This is a genomic window from Bradyrhizobium manausense, assembly GCF_001440035.1.
Taxonomy (GTDB): domain Bacteria; phylum Pseudomonadota; class Alphaproteobacteria; order Rhizobiales; family Xanthobacteraceae; genus Bradyrhizobium; species Bradyrhizobium manausense.
Map to the genome: position 1 here is coordinate 22,155 of NZ_LJYG01000032.1, position 19,937 is coordinate 42,091.

Consider the following 19,937-nt stretch of genomic DNA (forward strand, 5'->3'; position numbering starts at 1 on the left):
TTTGGCACAATGCGACAAACGGGCACCCGCACTAAGTACCGCTTCTAACACATCGATGACCATGGCATCTAGTAAGCGCGTCTTTCCATCGGCACGCTGCTTGCTTAGTGCTGGCCACATTACCGCTCGTCTCGCGGTGATGTCGGGCGGACCCAAAGTGGCAATGGCGCTAATCGCCCGGGCCCGCCCGCTCACGATCTATGCTGGTGTGTCGTGCAATAAAACTCCATGCACGTGCTGATGCGGTCGCCGTCGCATTTGCGCATAGCCTCCGCCATGACGTGCTTAACGCATGACGTGCTTAACGCAGGAAACCTCCGTTGCAGGAAAACAAGTGTTTCGGCGCGCGGAAACAAAGCGAATGGGTACGGTTATGAGAGACTTGTGGTTTTAACGTTTGCTGCCGAGCATTGCATCGATGTGACCGGGAGCCTCCCTTTCAGCTAACACCGAACCACCTTGTGCGGATTCCGACGAAATCGCCCGGGTGTACCGATCTGAAGTCGCTCCGAGACGATGTCGCCCACCTTTCCGGTTTGATCTCGCCCGGTGACGAGGCGTTCTGGTGGTAGCTTCTCTGGCCTTTGGCGAGCCGCGTGGTCAACCTGGACTCGCGGCTTAAACTTTCTTCTGCTTCTGTTGCGGTTGCTGTGATGGGGTTGTCTAATCGCTGCTGAAACGTCAAGCGTATAATCTCCTTGAGGGGACTGCCGGGTGCACGGTTGTCTTCGCGGTCGACAATAGGCGCCGCATGATGGAGCTTCGCGGGACGAGCCTTCAATGTGGACGACGCACTTTGCTGAGTCAGCGGTGCAACCCCATCAGCGGAATGGCTCGGCTCACGTCCCGGCAGGGACACCTCAAGCGTTAAGTTTCTGAACGCTATTCGAATTTATGCGACGGCTCCGGCCGTTGGATTGAACAGCTCGCCAGTCTTAAGCATCGTATGCATTATAACGGCCAGCTTGCGCGCCACAGCCACGGCCGCTCTTTTGAAGCCGATCCTCTCCCGGAGCTGCAAGCCCCACGTGCGCAGCGTGCTGCCGGTTGAGCTGCGCGTCAGAATGACCGTCGCTGCTTCGTAGAGAAGCCCTCGCAAATGGCGGTCGCCCCGTCGGGATATAGGGCCATCATAATCGACGTCTCCGGATTGATAGCGGCGCGTTGTCAGGCCGATCCACGCACCAACAGATCGGGATTTCTTAAAGTTGTCCGGCTCCTCAATGGCCGTGGCAAAGGCGGTTGCGGTGATCACACCGATGCCGGGAATGGACATAAGGATGCGGCAAGCCTGGTTCTGTCGCGCGTCGCGGGCCAACTGGCGTCCGAGTTCGGCTGCGCGGATGCGAATGCCACGCCAGGCTTCCAACATCGGAAGCGCGATCGATGCAAGCCCGTCTTGATCGGCAAGAAGGCTCCGGACGTTCTTCTCGAAGGTGCTTCCCTTTCCGGCTGGAACGACCAGACCGAAGGTTTTCATGACACCGCGGATCTGATTGGAAAGCTCGGTAGTGATTCGGACCAGCCGCGTCCGCGCTGCGACAAGGGTGCGGGTCAGCATGCTGTCGAATCCCTTCACGCGCACCTCGCGAAAGAATCCGACTTCCGCCAGCTGCGCCAGACCATCGGCATCGTTCGCGTCCTTTTTGTTCGCCGCCATATCGAGCGCCGCTTTAGCATGGCGCGCATCAATGCAGATCGCCGGCAATCCCTCAAGGGGGAGAGAATGATAGAACCATACCGACAGCGGTCCGGTTTCAAAGACTACTCGTTTCACGGCCGGCGCCCGCTTGCGGATGAGTTCGGCGATGATTCTGGGATCTGATGCGCACTTGCCGCGCCAGATCCGTTCACCCGCTCGACGGATTGAGACTGCCGTCTCTTTCATCGACACGTCGAGACCGAATACTCGTCCATGGCTGTTCTCCATTCGATGCTTGGGCCCGGCGACCAGTCGCGAGCCCGTATTTCCATCCTATCGGGGAACAGCCGCCCTCCAAGTCTCGTGATTGGCTTTCGGGCAACTCGCTCCTGCGATTACCCCATGTGGACGCCCCCTCGACGGCATCGATGTGCCAAAGTGAAGGGTGTTGAACAGCCATCACGAGAGAGGAAGCGTCCGTGAACGAAGTTAGCACGATTGGACTAGATTTAGCGAAGTATGTCTTTCAGGCCCATGGAGCCGATGCCGCCGGCAATCGTTTTTCGCAAACAGCTGCGCCGGAACAAGCTGCTGGCATTCTTTGCCGAGCAGCCGGCTTGCCTCGTTGCGATCGAAGCCTGCTCGGGCGCGCATTACTGGGCTCGTGAGATTGGCACGCTCGGCCATGAAGTGCGGCTTATCCCACCGGCTTACGTGGAGCCCTGCGTGAAGCGGCAAAAGAACGACATGGCCGATGCAGAGGCGATCTGTGAAGCGGCGCAGAGGCCGACCATGCGTTTCGCTCCCGTCAAGAGCGAAGAGCAGCAAGCGACCGCGGTGGTGTTTCGGACCCCCGACCTGTTGATCCGGCAGCGGACCCAGGCGATCAATGCTTTGCGTGGTCATCTCGCCGAATACGGGGTGATTATGGCAAAGGGCACGGCCTATGTCGCAGAGCTTCTCGAGCGCGCAATGGATCCAAAAACCGACGTTCCCGAAGCGGCACGCTTCGTACTCGAGATAATGATCAAGACGATGGTGACGCTGGAAATGCAGATAAAGAAACTTGACCGCGAGATCGCCCGTCGCGCCCGAAAAGAAAAAGATGCCCGCCGTTTGATGACAATCCCAGGCGTTGGACCAATGACGGCGACGGCTTTGCTTGCCCTTGCGCCTACCGCGGGAAGCTTCCGGTGCGGACGCGACTTCGCCGCATGGCTGAGGTTGACCCCGTTGCAGCGATCCACGGGCGACAAACAGAAATTGGGTGCGACGTCGAAAATGGGGGAGCGAACGTTGCGACGGTTACTTATCATCGGCGCAACTGCGGTCGTGCAGCAGGCTGGCGGCGAGGCGCTTCACCGTCATCGTGGCTCGGACGCATGATTGCCCGCAAGCCACCTATGTAGGTAGCCACCGCTCTTGCCAACAAGATGGCCCGCGTCGTCTGGGCTTTGATGGCGAACGGTGGGGTCTATAAAGCACCGGGCGTGGCGGCATAGCCGCCCGGTCAGAGGTCGTCGAGATGTAGGAAGGTCAAACGGAAGGTATGGCGCAACAGTCGAGAGACGGGGTTGGGAGAACCAGTACATGCCCAAGTGCTATCCAAGCACGCCGCTGTGATTTGGACCTAGTCCGCGAACTCCCATACGGGCCCGCGACAAATGAGGTCGCATTAAAGGCCGGACAGATATCAGCACCCGACTACAGCGCAGCGCTTGACGAAAGATTCTTCTTGCATCCCTGGGGGCGTCCACAGATGGGCATGTGGGCAGGCGTTGTTCAGAAGCGGCATGTCCACAGCGTTACGGGCTCAAGGTCTTTCGGGCGCATTGCCGAGTTCGGCGCAGGCTCTCGCCGGTGATGTCGAGCCGATGGGCATTGTGGAGGAGGCGATCGAGCACGCCGTCGGCATAGGTGGGATCTCCAATGAGCACAAGCCACTGGTCCACGGGAGCTAGCCGCTGACGTTGGTTGAACGGTGACCGTAGCGATCTTCGAGGATTTCCGGGAGGTCATGACGGGCGCCGGCATCGAGCGGCTCGAGTAGGATCAGCAGATCGACACGGCCGAGGCCGCGCAATAGGCGTGGACGGCGGCCGTCACCGCGGCGAGAGCGAGGTCATCGAACAGCTGCGGAACACGTTGATGGAGCAAGGAGCGATTGTCACGGCAGGTCTTGTGAGGCGAGCCAGCTCTTGCCGACACCGGCGGGGCCGCAGATCAGCAGGTTGGCATGCTCGTCGATCCAGCGTCCCTCGACAAGCTTGGCAAACAGTGGGCGGTCGAGGCCGCGCGGAGTGCGGTAGTCAATGTCCTCAACGCAAGCCTGCTGGCGTAGCGCAGGCGATTGGCGATCTCGCTTCGGCACAATGCTTGCTTTGTCATAGACAGCATCACCACCCCCGTCCTAACCAGCCGGTGATGTAACGCGGACCCGGGCTTTTGGGTTCATCGCCGAGGGGTTGCGCGCTCAATCATAAGCAGTAGGTCACGCCTCCAATGTCATGTTCATGGTTGCCGCCATGAAGTCCGAGCAAACCTCTCGTGGAGACAACGGAAATGGCTACAACGGAGCAAGTGTCTCATGCGCGTGAAGGACGACCGAGGAGCGCAGATTCTTGCGCGATTTTGATTTTCAGTGGGACTCCCATGTGTACTGAAGAAGCCCGAGCAGGATCTAAAAATCACACGCGCGATAGAGGAAATACGTCCGCCGACGGCTACGGCGGAGAATCTGACATCCTAATGGTAGTCGAGGCAGCAGCTGAGTATCGCCGTGCAAGGTCGATTCTCAAAGAGGCTTTCACTGACCGGGCGAACTTAGAGGACGACAACAAACCGGACGAGCTATTTCATGCACCTCGAATAGCGCGGTATTGCGGGCAACGCCCAGTGGGGGCCGGTCTAATTCGACTAAACCCGATGATGCCGCAATCGATATACGTTCCATACATTGCTGTCTGCGCAACCGACCGCGGAAGATTGTCTATCCGGAGGATGAAGCAACTATTCGCCGAATTCACGCGGAAGATGGGCGCCGCAGAATTCTGAGCGAGGCAGACAATCCGCGTTTTATGCTAGTTGATGGTTCTTTTTCAAAAGAGCCCATGCATCTTTCAGAAACGAGAATATCTCTACTCCAACGCGTCTTAGGCACAAGTTTTGTCTGTGATCCGGACCCGGCCGCCGCATATAACAGGCCTGCTTCGGATGACGCGCAGAAGGTGAGAACATCCCTTCTCTTGGGTTTTGTGCCCATCGGACGAGAGCCGGCAAGCTTCTTCAATCCCGACCGCACGGCAATAACGAGAGCGCTATCGGCAGCTTTATCTCGAACTAATGCAACTTGGTTACGGGACACTGAGACTCTCGTACCCTCGCCAAGTCAGCTGGCAGCTAGATATCCTGCAATTCGCGATTTCATGTTCGAAGGAATTCTCATCGCGAAGAACACCGCTGGGTGTCGCTTCATCCCTCCCGAGTACCCGACTAATGATGATGCAAAATTCAGCGGCGTGGGTCGACGCGATTCGGGGCAGTATGGCTCCGTCGCTTAACGCCAATTTTACGGCCAATTCAAACGCCTACCAACGCGCTCTGTCTTGTTGACTAATAGCGATTGACCAAATCGGTCTGACTTTGCTCGAGAGCCCGTCCAAAGTTTGTTCAGTATTTGCGCGCGATACCAACGTTGGCCACCTTACTCTTTGCGGCAGTCGGCCGGCTCTTTCGGAAGTGAAAATATGAGGGGAAAGGTCTTGGCAAAAAGAGCGTTGAGTGCGGCCCGCTCCTCTGCAAGGCGTCTTTCGATGAGCTGGCGTTCTGCGTCCGATAAGCTTGTTACCAGCAGCCGTCGACACCGGTGGATGTTGTTGCGGTGAGCGCGAATTCCAGCGAAATGTTCATCGAGCATCATCGTAATTCCTAAAGAGTCATGTCCTCTTTGATTTCGAGCAGCAGCAGAGATTTCGCAGCGCGACACTCTCGCGTCGTTTAGGGTGCACACCGCGTCAGCTGATTGTTGGTTGGTTTTGCCGCTAGAACCAAATAGAGTTCACCCGGCTTTTGAATTTACCTTCTAGTCCAAGTCGCTTTCCGCCGAGAGAGCGGCGTACTTGATCCCGTTCGCGCGCCTTGCCCCATACATAGGCCTAGATTTGGTAGCGATTACTGCGATGGATTCGCTCGGGGCGCTCGAAAAGCGCATCTGAGCATTTTTTTTGAAGGATTTCCTCATGCGGCCAGCCGCACGGCTAAGTAATGGACCGTTGCGGCTATTTGAAGCCCAGCGGGCACCTGCTCCATCGTTCCGCGCGGACCGCCCTGGCTTCCGCTCCAGCTTGGCCAGCACTAGATCAGCGTTTTCTTGGTGCGAATCATATCAGGCGGCCTCGGCGAGCTTGCAGGACCACGTGTGGATGACCGGATGGCAATTGACGTCGTCGATACCAGCCATGATGCGCTCCTTGAGTTCGTGTTTCGAGGCCACCCGGATATGGCGCAGGACTGAACGGGCGAACTTGGAGAAGAACCCCTCGATGAGATTGAGCCACGAGCCGTGCTTGGGGGGGAGGTGAGCTCAAAGCGCCCGCTTGGTCGAGTGGCGAGCCAGGCTCTGGTTTCTCGCGAGATGTGCGCGGAATCAACTTGATCGCAGTTTCGGCGGATAGGCGGCATCGATAAGTCTGAGGAGCTCGATGAACTCTCGACTGCGGTGGCGATCTTTGACAAGGGCGTGGACCTTGCCGGTGAGCAGATCAATCCCAGCCAACAGGCTGAGCGTGCCATGGCGTTTGTATTCATGGTCGCGCGCAAAGGTGGCGTGGACGCCAGGCTTGGGCGGCAAATCCGGCGCCGTCGTTGCGATGGCCTGGATTCCCGGCTTCTCGTCGCAGGAGACGATCGTGACTGGCTTTCCTCGCCGCTTTCCCTTGGCAGAGGCCTTCTTCAGGACTTCGACTTCACGATAGACGCATCTTCCGTTCGAACTCGGCGTCGCGATTTTCGAGATAATAGCGCACCTTGTGCGGCTTGATTTCCTCTTGGCCGAGGATCTTGCACACCGTTCCCTGGACCAAATTGGCCAAACACGCATGACCTGCCGCCGGCGCGTGCATGGCGCGCCAGCAACCGCGTCGTCCACAACTCATGCGGATAGCCGTGCTCCTTGGCCTTGTCGCATGCCAACGACACCAGCCAGGCTTTGGCCTCAGCCGTGATCGTTGGCTCCTTGCCCGGTCGCGGACGATCATCGAGGGCCGCCAGCGGGCCATCGGCCAGTGCCCGCTCGACACAGCGCTGCACCGTCTGATGATGGGCCCCAAGTCTTTGGCCCACCGCGCAGAACGAAGGATTTTCCCGATACGCCAGCAGCATCTGTGCTCGCGATACCCGGCTCGCCAGCTCAGTTCTCGACCGAGAAAGAGCCCCCAAGGTCGCTATCTCTTCATCACTCATCGCCAATTCAACCGCGCGCCGCCATCCTGCCATGATACAGCTCCTCGTTTCCCCAACCGCAAACGCGGAATCCGCCAACAACCCGTCCGTTCCACCAATTCAGCCTGCTCCGGCTCGCAGGTTTCATGGAACGGGTCGTCTAGCTGCTCTCCGCGCACGGTCTTTCGAACCAGTGCATTTTTTGATTGGATAACGAGACTATAAATGAAGAATTGTCGCGAGGGCGGGTTTCTTTCTTTGCAAAGTTCGTAGATTGTCGCTCCGATTTTTGATGCACTCCTCCGGCAACTTAACTGGCGCAAAAGAAGTGGTGCTCTCGGAGGGCTGGCATGAATGTCAATATTGAAGCCACGTCGAGGCGGCGGGCCCTGTAGCTCAATGGTTAGAGCCGGCCGCACATAACGGTCTGGTTGCAGGTTCGAGTCCTGCCGGGCCCACCAAGAATATCAGCATCTTGCTTGCTCTCCGTTGCCCTCAGCACGACGACCGCACCAGAAACCGCACCAGATACGTCCACTTTTCGTTCGTGCGCAGTTCGGGAGAGGGGCAGGCTAGCGTGACGAGGTCCTCGAGGATGTTTCCCTTAGCTTTTGCGGTCATCGTCTTGCCGCCCAGTTCCGTCGATGTCTGGCTATGGCCCGCTGAGCGCGGAGATGGTCGAATCCATGTTGACACCAAGATACCACATGGAGCCGAGGGTCTCGAAAAAGCAGCCTACCCGCGCGAAGGATCGTCACCCGATAGAGCCTAAGCAAGATAGGCGAACGCGGTCCCAAGCTCGTAGGGTCACGGGCTTCGAAAGATATCTTTGATCGCCGGACATTCGAATTTCGGCTCCGGGTTATCCAGCCTGACGAGTCTTCCTGACATCGATGTCGCTCCGTTGTAAGTCTGGACACGCTGGGGCAGCGTGAAAGCGATCGAATCGACATGCGTGCGTTTGTCACTTTCGAATACGGCCGCTGCAATCCGGTGAATGCCGCCTGGCGTTCTCAGCATCTCTTCCAGTTCATCGCTCGGTATCTGGTCGACCAGATTTAGCGCAATTAACGCTGGGCGTGTTCCGCTGCACTGGTCGGCGGCGTCTTTTGCTTCTCTGGCAATGTATTTAACGACATTGTCGGGCTTGGCGCTTGTAATGGCGACAGCGACAATCGAGGCTCCTACGCAGCCGTGAAAGAGGAGATGGCAATTCACGAGCCCGAATTGCTGTTCAAAGAAGAGACGGCTGCCAACGTCCTTCGTCGGCTCCGGCCAGGATGTAATATCATTAGGGATATAATCGACGTTTGCAAGCGCATCAGCGGAAGAGCTCCGCTGCTTAGCGGCGTTCGCGACTAACGCGGCGATGCCGTTGAGTTCTTCATTGGAGCTGCCAAGCCGATCGGGAACGGTAACGCGGATTAGATGGCAGCCTGGCGTTTCGGCAAGCCGCTCGGTGGTGCCAAGAAGAAGGTCCGCAAGCCGATTGACCTCCTGCTGATGGATTTTCCTTCCCCGATCATTTGAGGCTGCTTTGCATTCGATCTCGATCTCGACGTCATCCCTACGGGCCAGGAAGTCAAACTGGGCAAGTCCGCCGTAATCGGTCAACTCGACGTCCCAGCCCTTGTCCATGAGATGGGTGGCGATAGCGAGTTCATAGGCAAATGGACGCAAGCCGTTCGCATCGTTGGCCGCTTTTGCGAGTTGGCCCCCAAATGCGCTGATCGCCTGCTGCGGCAATGCCTGATGAATTCGATAAGCGGAGACAAGAAAGCTATAGAGCGCATCGAATTCACCGCCCTTGGGCAATCGTCCCGTGTTCTTGCGATATTTCCTGGCGTCGGCAAGCGCGAATTCGAGCGAATATTGGGCGCGAAAATGCTGCGCAAGAAGCGGGTTCGTGTCTTCCTGCTGCCGGATGGCAGAAATCCTCTTGTCGAGCGGACTGCCGATCAAGCCGCCGATCCAATCGAAGGCTGAGGTTACACTTCGCCGGTCAGCCTCAATGCTGATGCGCATTGCAAATTTGGACTATCTTGACGAATTCAACGATAGGCCGGATTTGTCGTCCAGCAAAAATTCTTAATGCAAATCATAGCCTAAGCCCATCAATACCTGTCGTCATGGCTGGATTCGTGACTTGAGCTGGATTGGTGGCCGTTTCGCCCTATGGAGCATTTTCGAATGCTCTTGCAGAACTGCATGCACCCCTGAGCAGCCGACAGACTGCCGTTTAGCCATGCAGCATCCCACTGGAAAAGAGTCGGAATTGCCTCGGCAAAATCAGGGTCAGCTTCGGTCGTCGTCCTGCACGTCAAAACCCGGCCGTGCGGGTCGCATGTTTCGAGTAGAACGCGCTCGCCCAACCCAAGCGGGTCGTGCAGCAGGCGAATCCCGAAACGCCCGACCTTTTCGTGGCGCAGGACGATTTCGTGCACAGAAGCGAGCAGATCGCGATCGTGCGTGCCCAAGGTGCGAACGCCAGCGAGAGCTTCTTCGGACGTAAATTCCAGGCCGACAAGCCCGAAAGCTTCGCCCGATTTCTCGAAGCACACGCTCGTCGGCACCAGGCCGGGATATTCTTTGGCCAAGGGGCGCAGTGTGACGAGCTGCCGGTCGGTGTTAGCCTCCTCGACGAGGATTTCGTCGTCGCGGACTGGGAAGTGACTATGCAACAACGTGACGCCAAATCTTTTATTGGCTTGTTCTTGCACAAGGCGGCGTCCGACTTCGTCGAGGCAAATATAATCGTCTTCAGAGAGACGGCCTGCGCTCGTAAGGTCAATGTCCGGCAGGGCTGCATAGTCGAGAGAATTATGGCGTCGTAATTGGATCACCTTGCACCTCCAGATCATCGGCGAAGAGGGTCAAAAATCCGCGGACTTGGCTCACTGTTCGATGGCGACACGACGATTCGCAGGCACAGGCTAGGGATGGAAAGAGTCATTTCTAGAGCGCGTGGCTATTCAGCTGTGAACAAGTCATAATTTGGTGGGGATACGCCGGTTTGCCAACCCGCAGTTTTCCACCCGCTCACCCAGGCCGAAGGGCTTACAATGCTGAAGAGTCTTATCACCATTTGCGAGCCTGATGAGCGATTTCAATACCTCTCAGTTCATGATCAAGCCGCCGGTCTCACCCGGCCACTTTGCGCGGGCGATTTATACAATGAGGTGGTGCCCATCGAGCTTGGTTCGACTGTTCCCGCTGAAATTCGCTCTCAATTCGATGTCGCCCGAAATGCCGACCTTTACTCCTGGTTTGTCTACGATCTCGCCATGCTCGCGGAACAGCACTGCTACATCGTGCTTGAAATGGCGCTGAGGTATCGCGCGAATTCGGAAGGCCTCAGTCGGGCCAGGACTTTGAAGCCGTACCTACAGCTTGCGATTATGCGCGGTTGGCTTCACGAAGACGATCTACATATTCCGGGGGGCTCAGGTTCGCGCCCTATGTCGTTTCTGAAGGAGCTACCCAGACTGCGCGACCGGCTGCTGCACGGAAATGTACATCTGTCGCCGGACTTCACTTTAATGATTATGCGAAAGTGCGCTGAGTTGATAAGTAAGCTCTACGCTAAATAGAGCGCCACACGCATAAGAGCGAGCGTGGCCCCGAGGGGTCTGGGTATATGGCAGGCTACGCTTCGCCGAACCAAAGCTGGTGCGTGATGTTGGCCATGTCCGTCAGGGTCGTGGCATATTGATCGCCTCCAAGACGATCTGCGGAACGTTCATAAACAAAGTAAGGTTCAAGTTCGTCGCGCGACCAGAGGATCACGCGACGCCTATGTTCGGAATTGAGCGACTTAGCCAGCCGAACCTCCTCGGCTGAAAATGTGTCAGTCTTGGCAAACAATATAAATGCTTGGGCAAGATCCTTGGGGATGGCATCGGCGAGCTTTCCCAATTTTCGGATGTCCTGCTCGTCGATCGACTTGCTTGTCTTCGCTTCCCCGAACAGGAGCTGTATGGGTGTCTCATCGGCGCCCGATGCGCCCGCGACCACTCCGACGAAATCCGACTCGCATGGCTCGATCTGCCCGCCTGCGGAGGTGAAATGCATGGCCGTCGAGAACATGATCAGGCTGTCATGCAAAGCGGTAGAAAGCTGCTGAAGGGTGACGGCAACAGGGACGCCGCCGAGTTGATGGTCATCGCGTCCAAAAATGCCGGAACGCCGGTAGCGCCAGTCGCGATCTTTAAGTTGGGGCGTGATGTCGTAGGTATGGTCACAATAGGTGCAAATCGAATTCGATCGGACGTCGTCGAGATGCATCCAGCTAGGTAACTCGCAATTCGGACATTTTAGCTCAAGGCCTACTCGAAAGACGCGCCGTGTGAGCAAATATTTCAACACGTCATCCGGCTTGAGCTCGCGGCCCGAACGAAACTCGATATGAAGAGTCTTGAAGGCATCAAAGCCAACCGCGCCTGTTGTCGGATCAACGTCACGAATGGCCTCGATGGCAGCGGTGCGGGTAAATGATTCATCGACGCCATACTTTCTCAGCAGATTGCGGACGCCACGAATTTTCAGGACGCGGCAATCCTGCAATCCGCCAAGCTGGGTAATCAGGCGTTTGCATCTCAGGCCTGGCTCGGAGAGTTCGGCCTTTAGGTTGCACAGCTTGAGGAACTGGTTGAGCCAGTCAAAGCTTCTATAAGCATTGATCGTCAATCGCTGGGTAGAAATGGATGTGATAATCCCAGCCGCACCTTTTTCGAGACTTCCTGGCTCTGCGCGAACGGCATCGTGATCGTGATAAAAGTGACGACCATAGAACTCATTCATCTGCGGGGCGAACGGTGTCTCGAAAGTGAAGTCGCCCTCTTCTCCAAATTGCGCGGCATCCACGACAACGACGAATTTCTGGTTGAGAGATTGCACATCACCGTCGTCGAAAGGGCGATCCGGTAAAGCAAAAGAGGCCGTCGGCGTGGTGCCTCCTTCGTGATAGGACGGAACAACATCACGATGCCACGTTGAAAATTGTGGGCGGGTTGGTTGGATGTTAAGCCCGTTCCAAAGCGACTGGCGATCTCGGCCTTGGTGAACAGACACTTGAAGGCCACTGAGATCGAGGCCGGGTTGCCAGTTCGGACCGACCTGTTGCCGTACCCAGCAACTGACACTGCCGGTTCGGCCTGAGATGGGGTTACGTAGCTTGTCGAGGAATCCGTTGGTAAGGGTCGTCAGGCGGCCCGCGTATGCTTGATCGAAGAACACGGCCGCTGCACCGGCCGCGCGGAGGTTCCAGAATAGGGCGATATCATCGAAGTCAGTGACAGAGCCGAAAACAATCGCCGGCCGAAGCCAGCCGGAAGGATCACGGGTGCGCGTCATGTCGTACCCGGTCAGCAGAAGCGGTCCGATGCCGTCGAGGATGTCACTTGGAATTTCGCCACCGTTTGCGATTGGCTTCTCGGGGACGTCGAACGCCTTGCGCATTCCACCTTTGTAATCGGCAATTTGCTCGCTCGGCGCGGGATACAGGCCGAACGAAAGAGTTAGCAGTTGGTGAAGAGGGTCTGAAGTGTCCCAAGTCGGCGCTATGAGCGCCGTTTCTGTTCGCTTGTCTTGATGCTTTACGATCTGGCGGGCGATATGTCTGACGTCCGCGAAAGTACAGTTACTCTGCTCGAAGATCGACCTGCGCCACCGGTTATGCTCAAGGTACGGAAACCGCTTGACGAACGATTGCGTGGCCTCGGTCTCCTCTGTCGAGAGTAGAAGGTCGACTCCGAAGGCCTTTACGAGAGCGTCGGCGAGCGGTTGGTCATCGATCGGAATGACGGGGTTAAAGCCGCCGCCCCACAGGCATGAATTCCAGGAAACAGCAGTGGCCACATGCGCGATATCGCGATCGGGAATAACCCACCCGATGCGCACCGGTCTGTATTGCAGCCAAATGCGGGGTGCACTTGTCATGGTCGCAATCTCGCTGTCATTTCCGATGCTGGGCTTGTTCGACAGATAGCCGAGCACGAATCGCAGGAACGACGTGCGCTCGTTCTAGACCAACCGGCCTCCTGACGTCCCCGACAATGATCAGAAAGTTGGTGCGGTCGGAGGGAGTTCGTATTTGCTGTGATTTCAACGGGTTACGGCTACCGACAATGCGTTTTGGTGCGTTTCAGCCCCAAAAGTACTTTTGGGCTCAGATGCTGCAGAAGAAAGCCTCAGTCTTCGTTGCCCGCACCGCTACGATCGCACCAGATACGTCCCCTCTTCGCTCGTCCACAGCTCGCGAGGCTGTCAGGCAAGCTCGCCCGATAATGAATGGACGCGACAGTGCATTTACAATCCGCGCTCCTCCGGTCGATGGAATCTTTGCATTTGGTGATGATGATGTCGGCCATCTGCGGTAGAGCGGAGGTCAAAAGTTGAGAATGTCCGACTACGAGACGGCGGTCGCCGTCTCTCGATAAGCAGGCAGAGCGCTTAGCGCCTCCAGTCCTTTTCTCGCGATCGCACTCAGCGCGACATCGAGGCTGCGCTGGCGACTATGACACCGACGAAGAGCAGGACGAGAGACGACGTATCAGGCCGCATCGCAGACCTAGGCTACCCCAAGGCACTTCCAACTAAGTCCGAAAATTGGCGATATAGTCTCGATACATTTGGGCTTGCTCCTCATCGAGTCCGAATCTGTTGAGTTGCACCCTGCCCCTCATTCGGTCATCGCCATGCATGATGCAGCTCAAGTCGGTCGCCTGCTCATGTCTCTCCACGATGGTTTTGGCCACTTCGACCGGCAACTCATCGTTGTAGGTCGGATTGCGGCCGAAGTTGTTCTGCGCGTGATACAATGCCCTCTCGTAGTCCCGAAGAACGTCCCTCATGTAGACCATGGCGAGGTCATCAATCTCCCGCGGGGCCTCCTTGCTTCCGAGTATCAGCACGGACACGAGCCGGGCTACCTTCCAGGTTTCACGCTCCCATCCCTGCGTCAAACGTTCCTTCAGGAGGCCGAGGAAGTCCGGCTTGATGTATTCGAACGGAACGTGCGGCCAGCCGTCGAGCAGGTACATATCGTAAAGGCCACGCCCGAAGAGGCTTCGAACGGTATCGTCCTCCAGCCAACGCGTTATCTCCACGCTGCTGACCGCCCCGACCCGGTGAGCCATGTAAGCGAACATGATGTCTGTGATCTGCTTGAGGGAATAGATTCCCTGTGACGCTTCACCGAGGATCGATGTAAGCATCGGGAATTCAGCCTTGGTCGCGTACAGCTCAAGCCACCTTGAGGAAGCCCGCCTCAAGCGGACGTCGATCGGGTGCGGTGGCTGCGTCAGTTTTCTCGCATTCTCCAACGCCACACGATACCGGGAGACCCAGTACCTGGTCCTGCTTGGCTCCTCCAAGAACACGTCGTTATAGGAGGCCTCGATCTCCTGAGCGAACCATTCTTCTTGTTGCGCCTTAACCTTGCCACTACGCGCATCATCAAGCATCTCGCCCAGATCGCGCAGTAATGGGTGGGTGAGCGCATCCACCCCGAACATGGTTTTTAATCTGGCTCTCTCGGCATCCCCTTCAATGATGTAGGGCGCTTGTTTGTGCCAGAAGATGATCGGTGCGGGATCGCCGACGCGGAACAGCCTGTCTCGATACGAATCCGGGAGATACCGGACTACATCGTAGTGGTCCACGTTCTCATAGAGGAGAAAAGCGCTGATATTGTAGTCAGCGTCCATCTCGGGAACGTACATCGCGTTCCCCGCCTCGAATATTGGCACGCCGATAGAGTCGGCTGGAGAAAGCCGCAGCGCAGCGGTCATCTTCAGCCCATCGGGTATCAAATGTTCACTCCGGCCTTCTTGTAGATTCGTTCGACGGCGTCGTAGATCGACGAGTAATGCTGGCTGAGACTGAGCGGCAACAACCGATAGGTTTCGATGTACTTTGTGAGCTTGAGCAGCGACTCACGCACGCCATCTGTGCGCATGTACTCCTCTGGGATCACCACACCGAGCAGATCCTGCTTGCGGAGAGGAATGTCCTCGCCGACTTGCACCTCAATGGCTGCGGCGCGGTCATCGTAGTTCTTGGTTGAGCCCTCTCGATACAACTTCCCAAGAGCTAGGATTTCGGCATGACTCATGTCGAGAACGTGCTCTTCCTTGATCTTGTCCTCATCGACCGATTTGCGATCCACGTACCTCCGTGGGGTATCGAAATACAGGGAGATGAGCCTACCGATCAAAGCATCGTCGGACCCGAGCTCGAAATTCTGCATGTCGAAGGCTGTGAGATACGATGGCATCCTGTTACGATCGAAGGCGCCGGTGTCGAAGGGATAGATACGCTTGATGGGCGGCGGTGTCGCAAACCTCATGACGAACACCGACGGAAGTTGCCAGGCCTCCGGGTTCAGCGCGTCCCTGCCCTTGTATGCGGCCCGCCCCACGAACAGATAGCAGAGCTTTTCGCCCTTGAAGACATCGCACTTCATCGCCACAAGCTTCTCATCCTGAATGATCTTGATGAGCTTGCTGGACGGCGCGCTATGGACCCATGGCGGGCTTTTAGGGGTGGCTATATTCGAGTTGCTGAGAAATTCACGCAAGCGGACTTCCCGAGGTTTCATCGTCTGATCCTAGAGGCTGCAGCAAATCACCATGACAACTTATTAGAAACAGATCGATCAAGGGGATACATTACCCACTATCCCCACTACTCAACCGATATGTCGGGCGATCCCATGGGCGATCAAGAGCAACGTGCCTAGAGGCACCAACACTCCGGCCAGCACAGCCAAGAGCATGAGGATAAACCCCCTGTCCCGGCCAAAGGCTCTAACGACGGTCTCGGACTGCGATAGGATTCCACCCATACCTACCGCGAACCTAGCTAGGGTCGGTTCATGCTTTTGCGTGGCTTTAGCCATGCCCGTCTCCGAAAGTGAGCATCCGGGACATCCCGGCTCGTAGCGTAAGACCATTTCCCGGCCGTCAACCGCTAACAACGCACCACGACTAAACCCATGCGGTTTGCAGTTCGGAAAATCCTCTTTGCCGCTTCTTCCAACACCAATGGTTATTGCATCAAACCGCAACGCACCAGCAACGCACCGCCTCCGTAAGCGGCCCTTCTATCAACGATTTCAGATAGTTATGCGGTTATCAGCGACGACATTACGGAGACTACCGAAACCGCTGTCCAAAATTTGGAAAAGTCGTCCGAACCTACGGATTCGCTGGGTATCTTCGTCGCCGCGACGGATTGGAGCCTGTCGTCTTCCCGAAACCCGAGCTAGAGAAAGTGCTCGGCAAGACGCTCGGCGTGCCGTTTTCCAGGATCAGGCCCTGCGCGTCGCGATCGAGTGCGCAGGCTTCATCCCCGGCGATGCCGACCTGCTGCGAAAGTTCGATGGCCACGTTCAAATCCACTGGCGGTGTTTCCAGCTTCAGGGAGAAGCTGATCCAGGGCATGGTCGATAACGGCTATGAGCGCGATTTCGCCGACCACCTTCCGCCAGCTCGAAGGCTTCGGCTCCTACAGATTTCCGGAATCGAACGCAGCCTCTTTTGCGCTGATCGCCTATGCCAGCGCCTGGCTCAAATGCTGGCATCCCGACATCTTCTGCGCGGCGCTCCTGAATGCACAACCCTTGGCTTCTACGCGCCAGCCCAGATCGTCAGGGATGCTATCGCTCACGGTGTCGATGTTCGGCCCGTCTGCGCCAATGCCTTGCGCTGGGACTGTACCCTGGAGCCGACGAACGACGATAGCCAGTTCGCTGTGCGCCTCGGCCTGCGCATGGTCAAAGGAATCGCCAACGCTCACGGCGCCGCTATCGTCGCCGCGCGGGCAGACCAGCCCCTCTCCTCGATCAATGATCTCTGGCGGCGCGCCGGCGTGCCGTCAGCCGCGTTGGTTCAACTGGCCGAGGCCGACGCCTTCCGTCGGACCTGCGCCTCGCCCGCCGCGACGCTCTGTGGGCAATCAAAGCCCTCCGGGACGAAGCGCTGCCACTCTTCACGGCCGAGTCTGCGCGGGAAGCCGAGATCGTGCCCGAGGTGAACGAGCCGGCGGTCGCTTTGCGACCGATGACGGCGGGCAGCGAAGTCGTCGAGGACTACGGACATGTCGGACTGACGCTCAGAGCGCACCCGCTCAGCTTCCTCCGCGAAGATCTCCGGCGCCGGCGCATCGTCACCTGCGCCGAGGCTATGGCTGCTCGCGACGGACGTTGGCTGGAGGCCGCGGACATCGTCCTCGTGCGCCAGCGCCCTAGCAGCGCCAAGGGCGTCATGTCATCACATTGGAAGACGAGACAGGCATCGCCAATCTCGTCGTCTGGGCAAAGGTGTTCGAAGCGAACCGGCGCGCCGTCCTGTCAGCCAGCATGATGGCCGTGTGCGGCCGCATTCAGCGCGAGGGCGATGTCGTTCACCTGGTCGCGCAGCGGATCACCGATCTCTCGGTCGAACTCGCCAGCGTAGGCAGCCGCGACGCGGCATTTTCGCTTCCGCATGGCCGCGGCGACCAGGTCCGAAACGGCAGCTCTGGCCCCGATCCGCGCGACCTGCCGCCCAAGGGTTTGCGCACGCGCGACATCTACATGTCCGGATCTGCACATCGACACAATCAAGGTAAAGACACGGAATTTCCATTGACGCATCGGTCGAAAGTCGCAGAAACCGTAGTTGCCTCTTGCCAGAAAGGCATGAAACCGGGCTTGATAGACAAAATTGCCGTCGATTTCAGCCGGTCTCGGCACCCTAAATTGTCGAATCGAAAGTAAAGTTGGCCCTCATCAGGGCCGGAGGGAACATGTCAGGCGAGGAACACGTCTCCGTTGCCGTTCGAGATGACTTTTTGGCGCGGCAGACCAAAGCGAAGCCGGTACCTGCCCTCGCGGAATTGCTGTGGAATAGCCTCGACGGCGACGCCACCGACGTCTCGGTGGAATTCGTCCATAACGACCTAGCCGGTGGAATGTCCAAGATCGTCGTCTACGACAATGGCGACGGCTTTTCGCGCACAGACGCGCGGGCGCTCTTCGGCAATCTCGGCGGATCGTGGAAGCGTCAAATTCGTCAGACCAAGCGCAATCATCGCATGATCCACGGACAAGAAGGGCGCGGGCGCTACAAGGCATTCGCCCTCGGCCAGTCCGCCACCTGGAAAGTGTGTTACGACGATGCATCAGGCCGAAAGGCTTTTGAGGTCAGGCTCCTGGAAGCCGATCTTACAGATGTCACCATCACGGAGGAAGTGCCCGCGCCTGATCGCTCAACCGGTGTCATCGTCGAGATCGACGACCTTCGGCGGGATTTCAGAACCTTCGAGAGCGACGAAGGCATTCAGGACCTGAACGAGATCTTCGCGCTCTACCTCATGAATTATCGCGGGGTATCTATCTCTGTCGCCGGCCAGAGGCTCGATCCGGAGAAGGTGATCGCCAGCCACCATAAAGCTTCGCTTCCGCCAATCGAAACGGCGGAAGGCGACCAGCACAGCGCCGAGCTCGAGGTCATTGAATGGCGAACGGACGCGCGCCGCGTGTTGTATCTGTGCTCGGCGGGCGGATTTCCGTTCGATCAGGTTGAGACGCGCTTTCACATTCCCGGCTTTTCTTTCTCCGCCTACCTGAAATCCACCTACGTCGAGGAACTGCACAACGAAGAACGCGTCGCGCTCTCGGAAATGGATCCTTTGCTCGCCGTGGCGGTGGAAAATGCGCGGTCCGCGATCAAAGACTACTTCCGCGACAAAGCGGCGGAAAAGGCTCGATCCCTCGTCGATGAATGGATCGCCGAAGACGTCTATCCATATCGAGGCGCACCACAGAACGCCGTTGAAAAGGTCGAACGGCAGGTCTTTGATATCGTGGCGGTCCAAGTTCAAGAGCTCGCGCCTGACCTCGGGATCAGCTCGGCAAAGGCGAAGGCGTTACACCTTCGGATGCTTCGAAACGCGATTGAGCGCGGACCAGAGGAATTGCAGCTGATATTGAAGGAGGTGCTGGACCTTCCGGCTCGCAAGCAGAAGGAACTTGCTTCCCTTCTCCAGGAGACCACCCTCTCCGCGATCATTACTGCGGCCAAGACGGTCGCCGACCGACTCAAATTCATTTCAGCCCTGGAGTCGATCGTCTTTGACCCCGAAACCAAAGGGCGTCTGAAGGAGCGCACCCAGCTTCACAAGATACTCGCTGAAAATACGTGGGTTTTCGGCGAAGAGTATAATTTATGGGTGAGCGACAAGGATCTTCGCCGTGTCCTCGAGAAGCATCGCGACTATCTTGATCCGGACATCTCGATCGACGAGCCTGTAAAGGTGATCGGTAAGGCGCGTGGGATCATCGACCTGATGTTCTCGCGCTCCACCCGGCGACATCGCGCCAACGACATCGAACACATGATCGTCGAACTCAAGGCTCCCAAGGTGAAGATCGGCGCCAAGGAAATCACACAGGCAAAACAGTATGCGATCGCTGTCACCTCCGATGAGCGATTTTCGACCGTCGATGGAGTCCGCTGGCACTTCTGGCTCGTTTCGAATGCCTACGACGATTTTGCCAAGCACGAGATTGAAAGTGGACCGGATCGAGAGCGGCGCCTTATCGCAAAAGGGCCGAGACACATCATCGGAATCAAGACGTGGGGCGAACTTATCGAAGAAAACCGCGCTCGCCTACAGTTCTTCCAGGAACATCTGCAGCATTCCGCTGACGAAAGCGCCGCGATAAAATACCTGCAGGAAAAGCACAGCCAGTTTCTCGAGGGCGTGATTGTCGAGGAAGTCACCGAGACCAGCGAAGATCAGCCGGATACTCCTGCCCCGGAAGATTCTATGCCTGCTTAATGTCCTGCGCTGGCTGATGCATCAAGCCAGA

11 protein-coding genes, 1 tRNA gene and 3 pseudogenes are annotated in these 19,937 nt (G+C 57.3%); 5 read left to right on the plus strand and 10 right to left on the minus strand.

All coding sequences use genetic code 11. From position 1 onward, the window contains the following. Positions 1-892: 892 nt before the first annotated feature. On the minus strand, positions 893-1,930 hold the full coding sequence (locus AOQ71_RS07050) for an IS110 family RNA-guided transposase (RefSeq protein ID WP_057743681.1): 1,038 nt from the start codon (positions 1,928-1,930) through the stop codon (positions 893-895). Positions 1,931-2,121: 191 nt separating this feature from the next. Here AOQ71_RS07050 and AOQ71_RS07055 point away from each other — a divergent pair. Next, positions 2,122-3,144: pseudogene (locus AOQ71_RS07055) on the plus strand (IS110 family RNA-guided transposase). A 303-nt stretch (positions 3,145-3,447) separates the two neighbouring features. Here AOQ71_RS07055 and AOQ71_RS49910 read toward each other — a convergent pair. The 4 genes and pseudogenes from AOQ71_RS49910 to AOQ71_RS47380 form a co-directional block, all read right to left on the minus strand. Beyond that, a pseudogene (locus AOQ71_RS49910) lies at positions 3,448-3,983 on the minus strand (ATP-binding protein); the annotation flags it as partial. 1,362 nt (positions 3,984-5,345) lie between these two features. After that, complete coding sequence (locus AOQ71_RS42790; RefSeq protein ID WP_245316766.1) at positions 5,346-5,561, minus strand: hypothetical protein; 216 nt, start codon at positions 5,559-5,561, stop codon at positions 5,346-5,348. Positions 5,562-6,287: 726 nt separating this feature from the next. Next, complete coding sequence (locus AOQ71_RS47375) at positions 6,288-6,491, minus strand: hypothetical protein (protein ID WP_245316767.1); 204 nt, start codon at positions 6,489-6,491, stop codon at positions 6,288-6,290. 101 nt (positions 6,492-6,592) lie between these two features. Further along, positions 6,593-7,135 carry a helix-turn-helix domain-containing protein gene (locus AOQ71_RS47380; RefSeq protein WP_245316768.1) on the minus strand — a complete coding sequence of 181 codons (543 nt, stop codon included), beginning with the start codon at positions 7,133-7,135 and terminating at the stop codon, positions 6,593-6,595. Between the two features lie 330 nt (positions 7,136-7,465). Between AOQ71_RS47380 and AOQ71_RS07075 the strand changes: the two genes are divergently transcribed. Further along, positions 7,466-7,542, plus strand: a tRNA-Ile gene (locus AOQ71_RS07075). A gap of 346 nt (positions 7,543-7,888) precedes the next feature. Here the strand turns inward: AOQ71_RS07075 and AOQ71_RS07080 are convergent. Both AOQ71_RS07080 and AOQ71_RS44880 read right to left on the minus strand, forming a co-directional pair. Continuing rightward, positions 7,889-9,106 carry a hypothetical protein gene (locus AOQ71_RS07080; RefSeq protein ID WP_057743687.1) on the minus strand — a complete coding sequence of 406 codons (1,218 nt, stop codon included), beginning with the start codon at positions 9,104-9,106 and terminating at the stop codon, positions 7,889-7,891. Between the two features lie 89 nt (positions 9,107-9,195). Then, entirely contained in the window at positions 9,196-9,924 is a 729-nt protein-coding gene (locus tag AOQ71_RS44880) for a hypothetical protein (protein WP_157083415.1), read from the minus strand. Between the two features lie 219 nt (positions 9,925-10,143). Here AOQ71_RS44880 and AOQ71_RS07090 point away from each other — a divergent pair, with 219 nt between their 5' ends. Beyond that, positions 10,144-10,671 carry a hypothetical protein gene (locus AOQ71_RS07090; protein WP_057743693.1) on the plus strand — a complete coding sequence of 176 codons (528 nt, stop codon included), beginning with the start codon at positions 10,144-10,146 and terminating at the stop codon, positions 10,669-10,671. A 55-nt stretch (positions 10,672-10,726) separates the two neighbouring features. Here AOQ71_RS07090 and AOQ71_RS07095 read toward each other — a convergent pair whose 3' ends face one another. The 3 genes from AOQ71_RS07095 to AOQ71_RS07105 all read right to left on the minus strand — a co-directional run bounded on the left by AOQ71_RS07095 (position 10,727) and on the right by AOQ71_RS07105 (position 15,659). After that, complete coding sequence (locus AOQ71_RS07095; protein ID WP_157083416.1) at positions 10,727-13,075, minus strand: hypothetical protein; 2,349 nt, start codon at positions 13,073-13,075, stop codon at positions 10,727-10,729. 599 nt (positions 13,076-13,674) lie between these two features. Continuing rightward, a complete protein-coding gene (locus AOQ71_RS07100; RefSeq protein ID WP_057743700.1) occupies positions 13,675-14,871 on the minus strand; it encodes a hypothetical protein in 1,197 nt (398 codons plus the stop codon). Positions 14,872-14,888: 17 nt separating this feature from the next. Beyond that, on the minus strand, positions 14,889-15,659 hold the full coding sequence (locus tag AOQ71_RS07105) for a hypothetical protein (protein ID WP_145669962.1): 771 nt from the start codon (positions 15,657-15,659) through the stop codon (positions 14,889-14,891). A 635-nt stretch (positions 15,660-16,294) separates the two neighbouring features. On the opposite strand from AOQ71_RS07105, the pseudogene AOQ71_RS42795 reads away from it, so the two are divergent. Then, a pseudogene (locus AOQ71_RS42795) lies at positions 16,295-17,712 on the plus strand (helix-hairpin-helix domain-containing protein); the annotation flags it as partial. Between the two features lie 157 nt (positions 17,713-17,869). Further along, positions 17,870-19,906, plus strand: coding sequence for an ATP-binding protein (locus AOQ71_RS07125; RefSeq protein ID WP_083514022.1), 2,037 nt, complete (start codon positions 17,870-17,872; stop codon positions 19,904-19,906). Positions 19,907-19,937 lie beyond the last annotated feature (31 nt).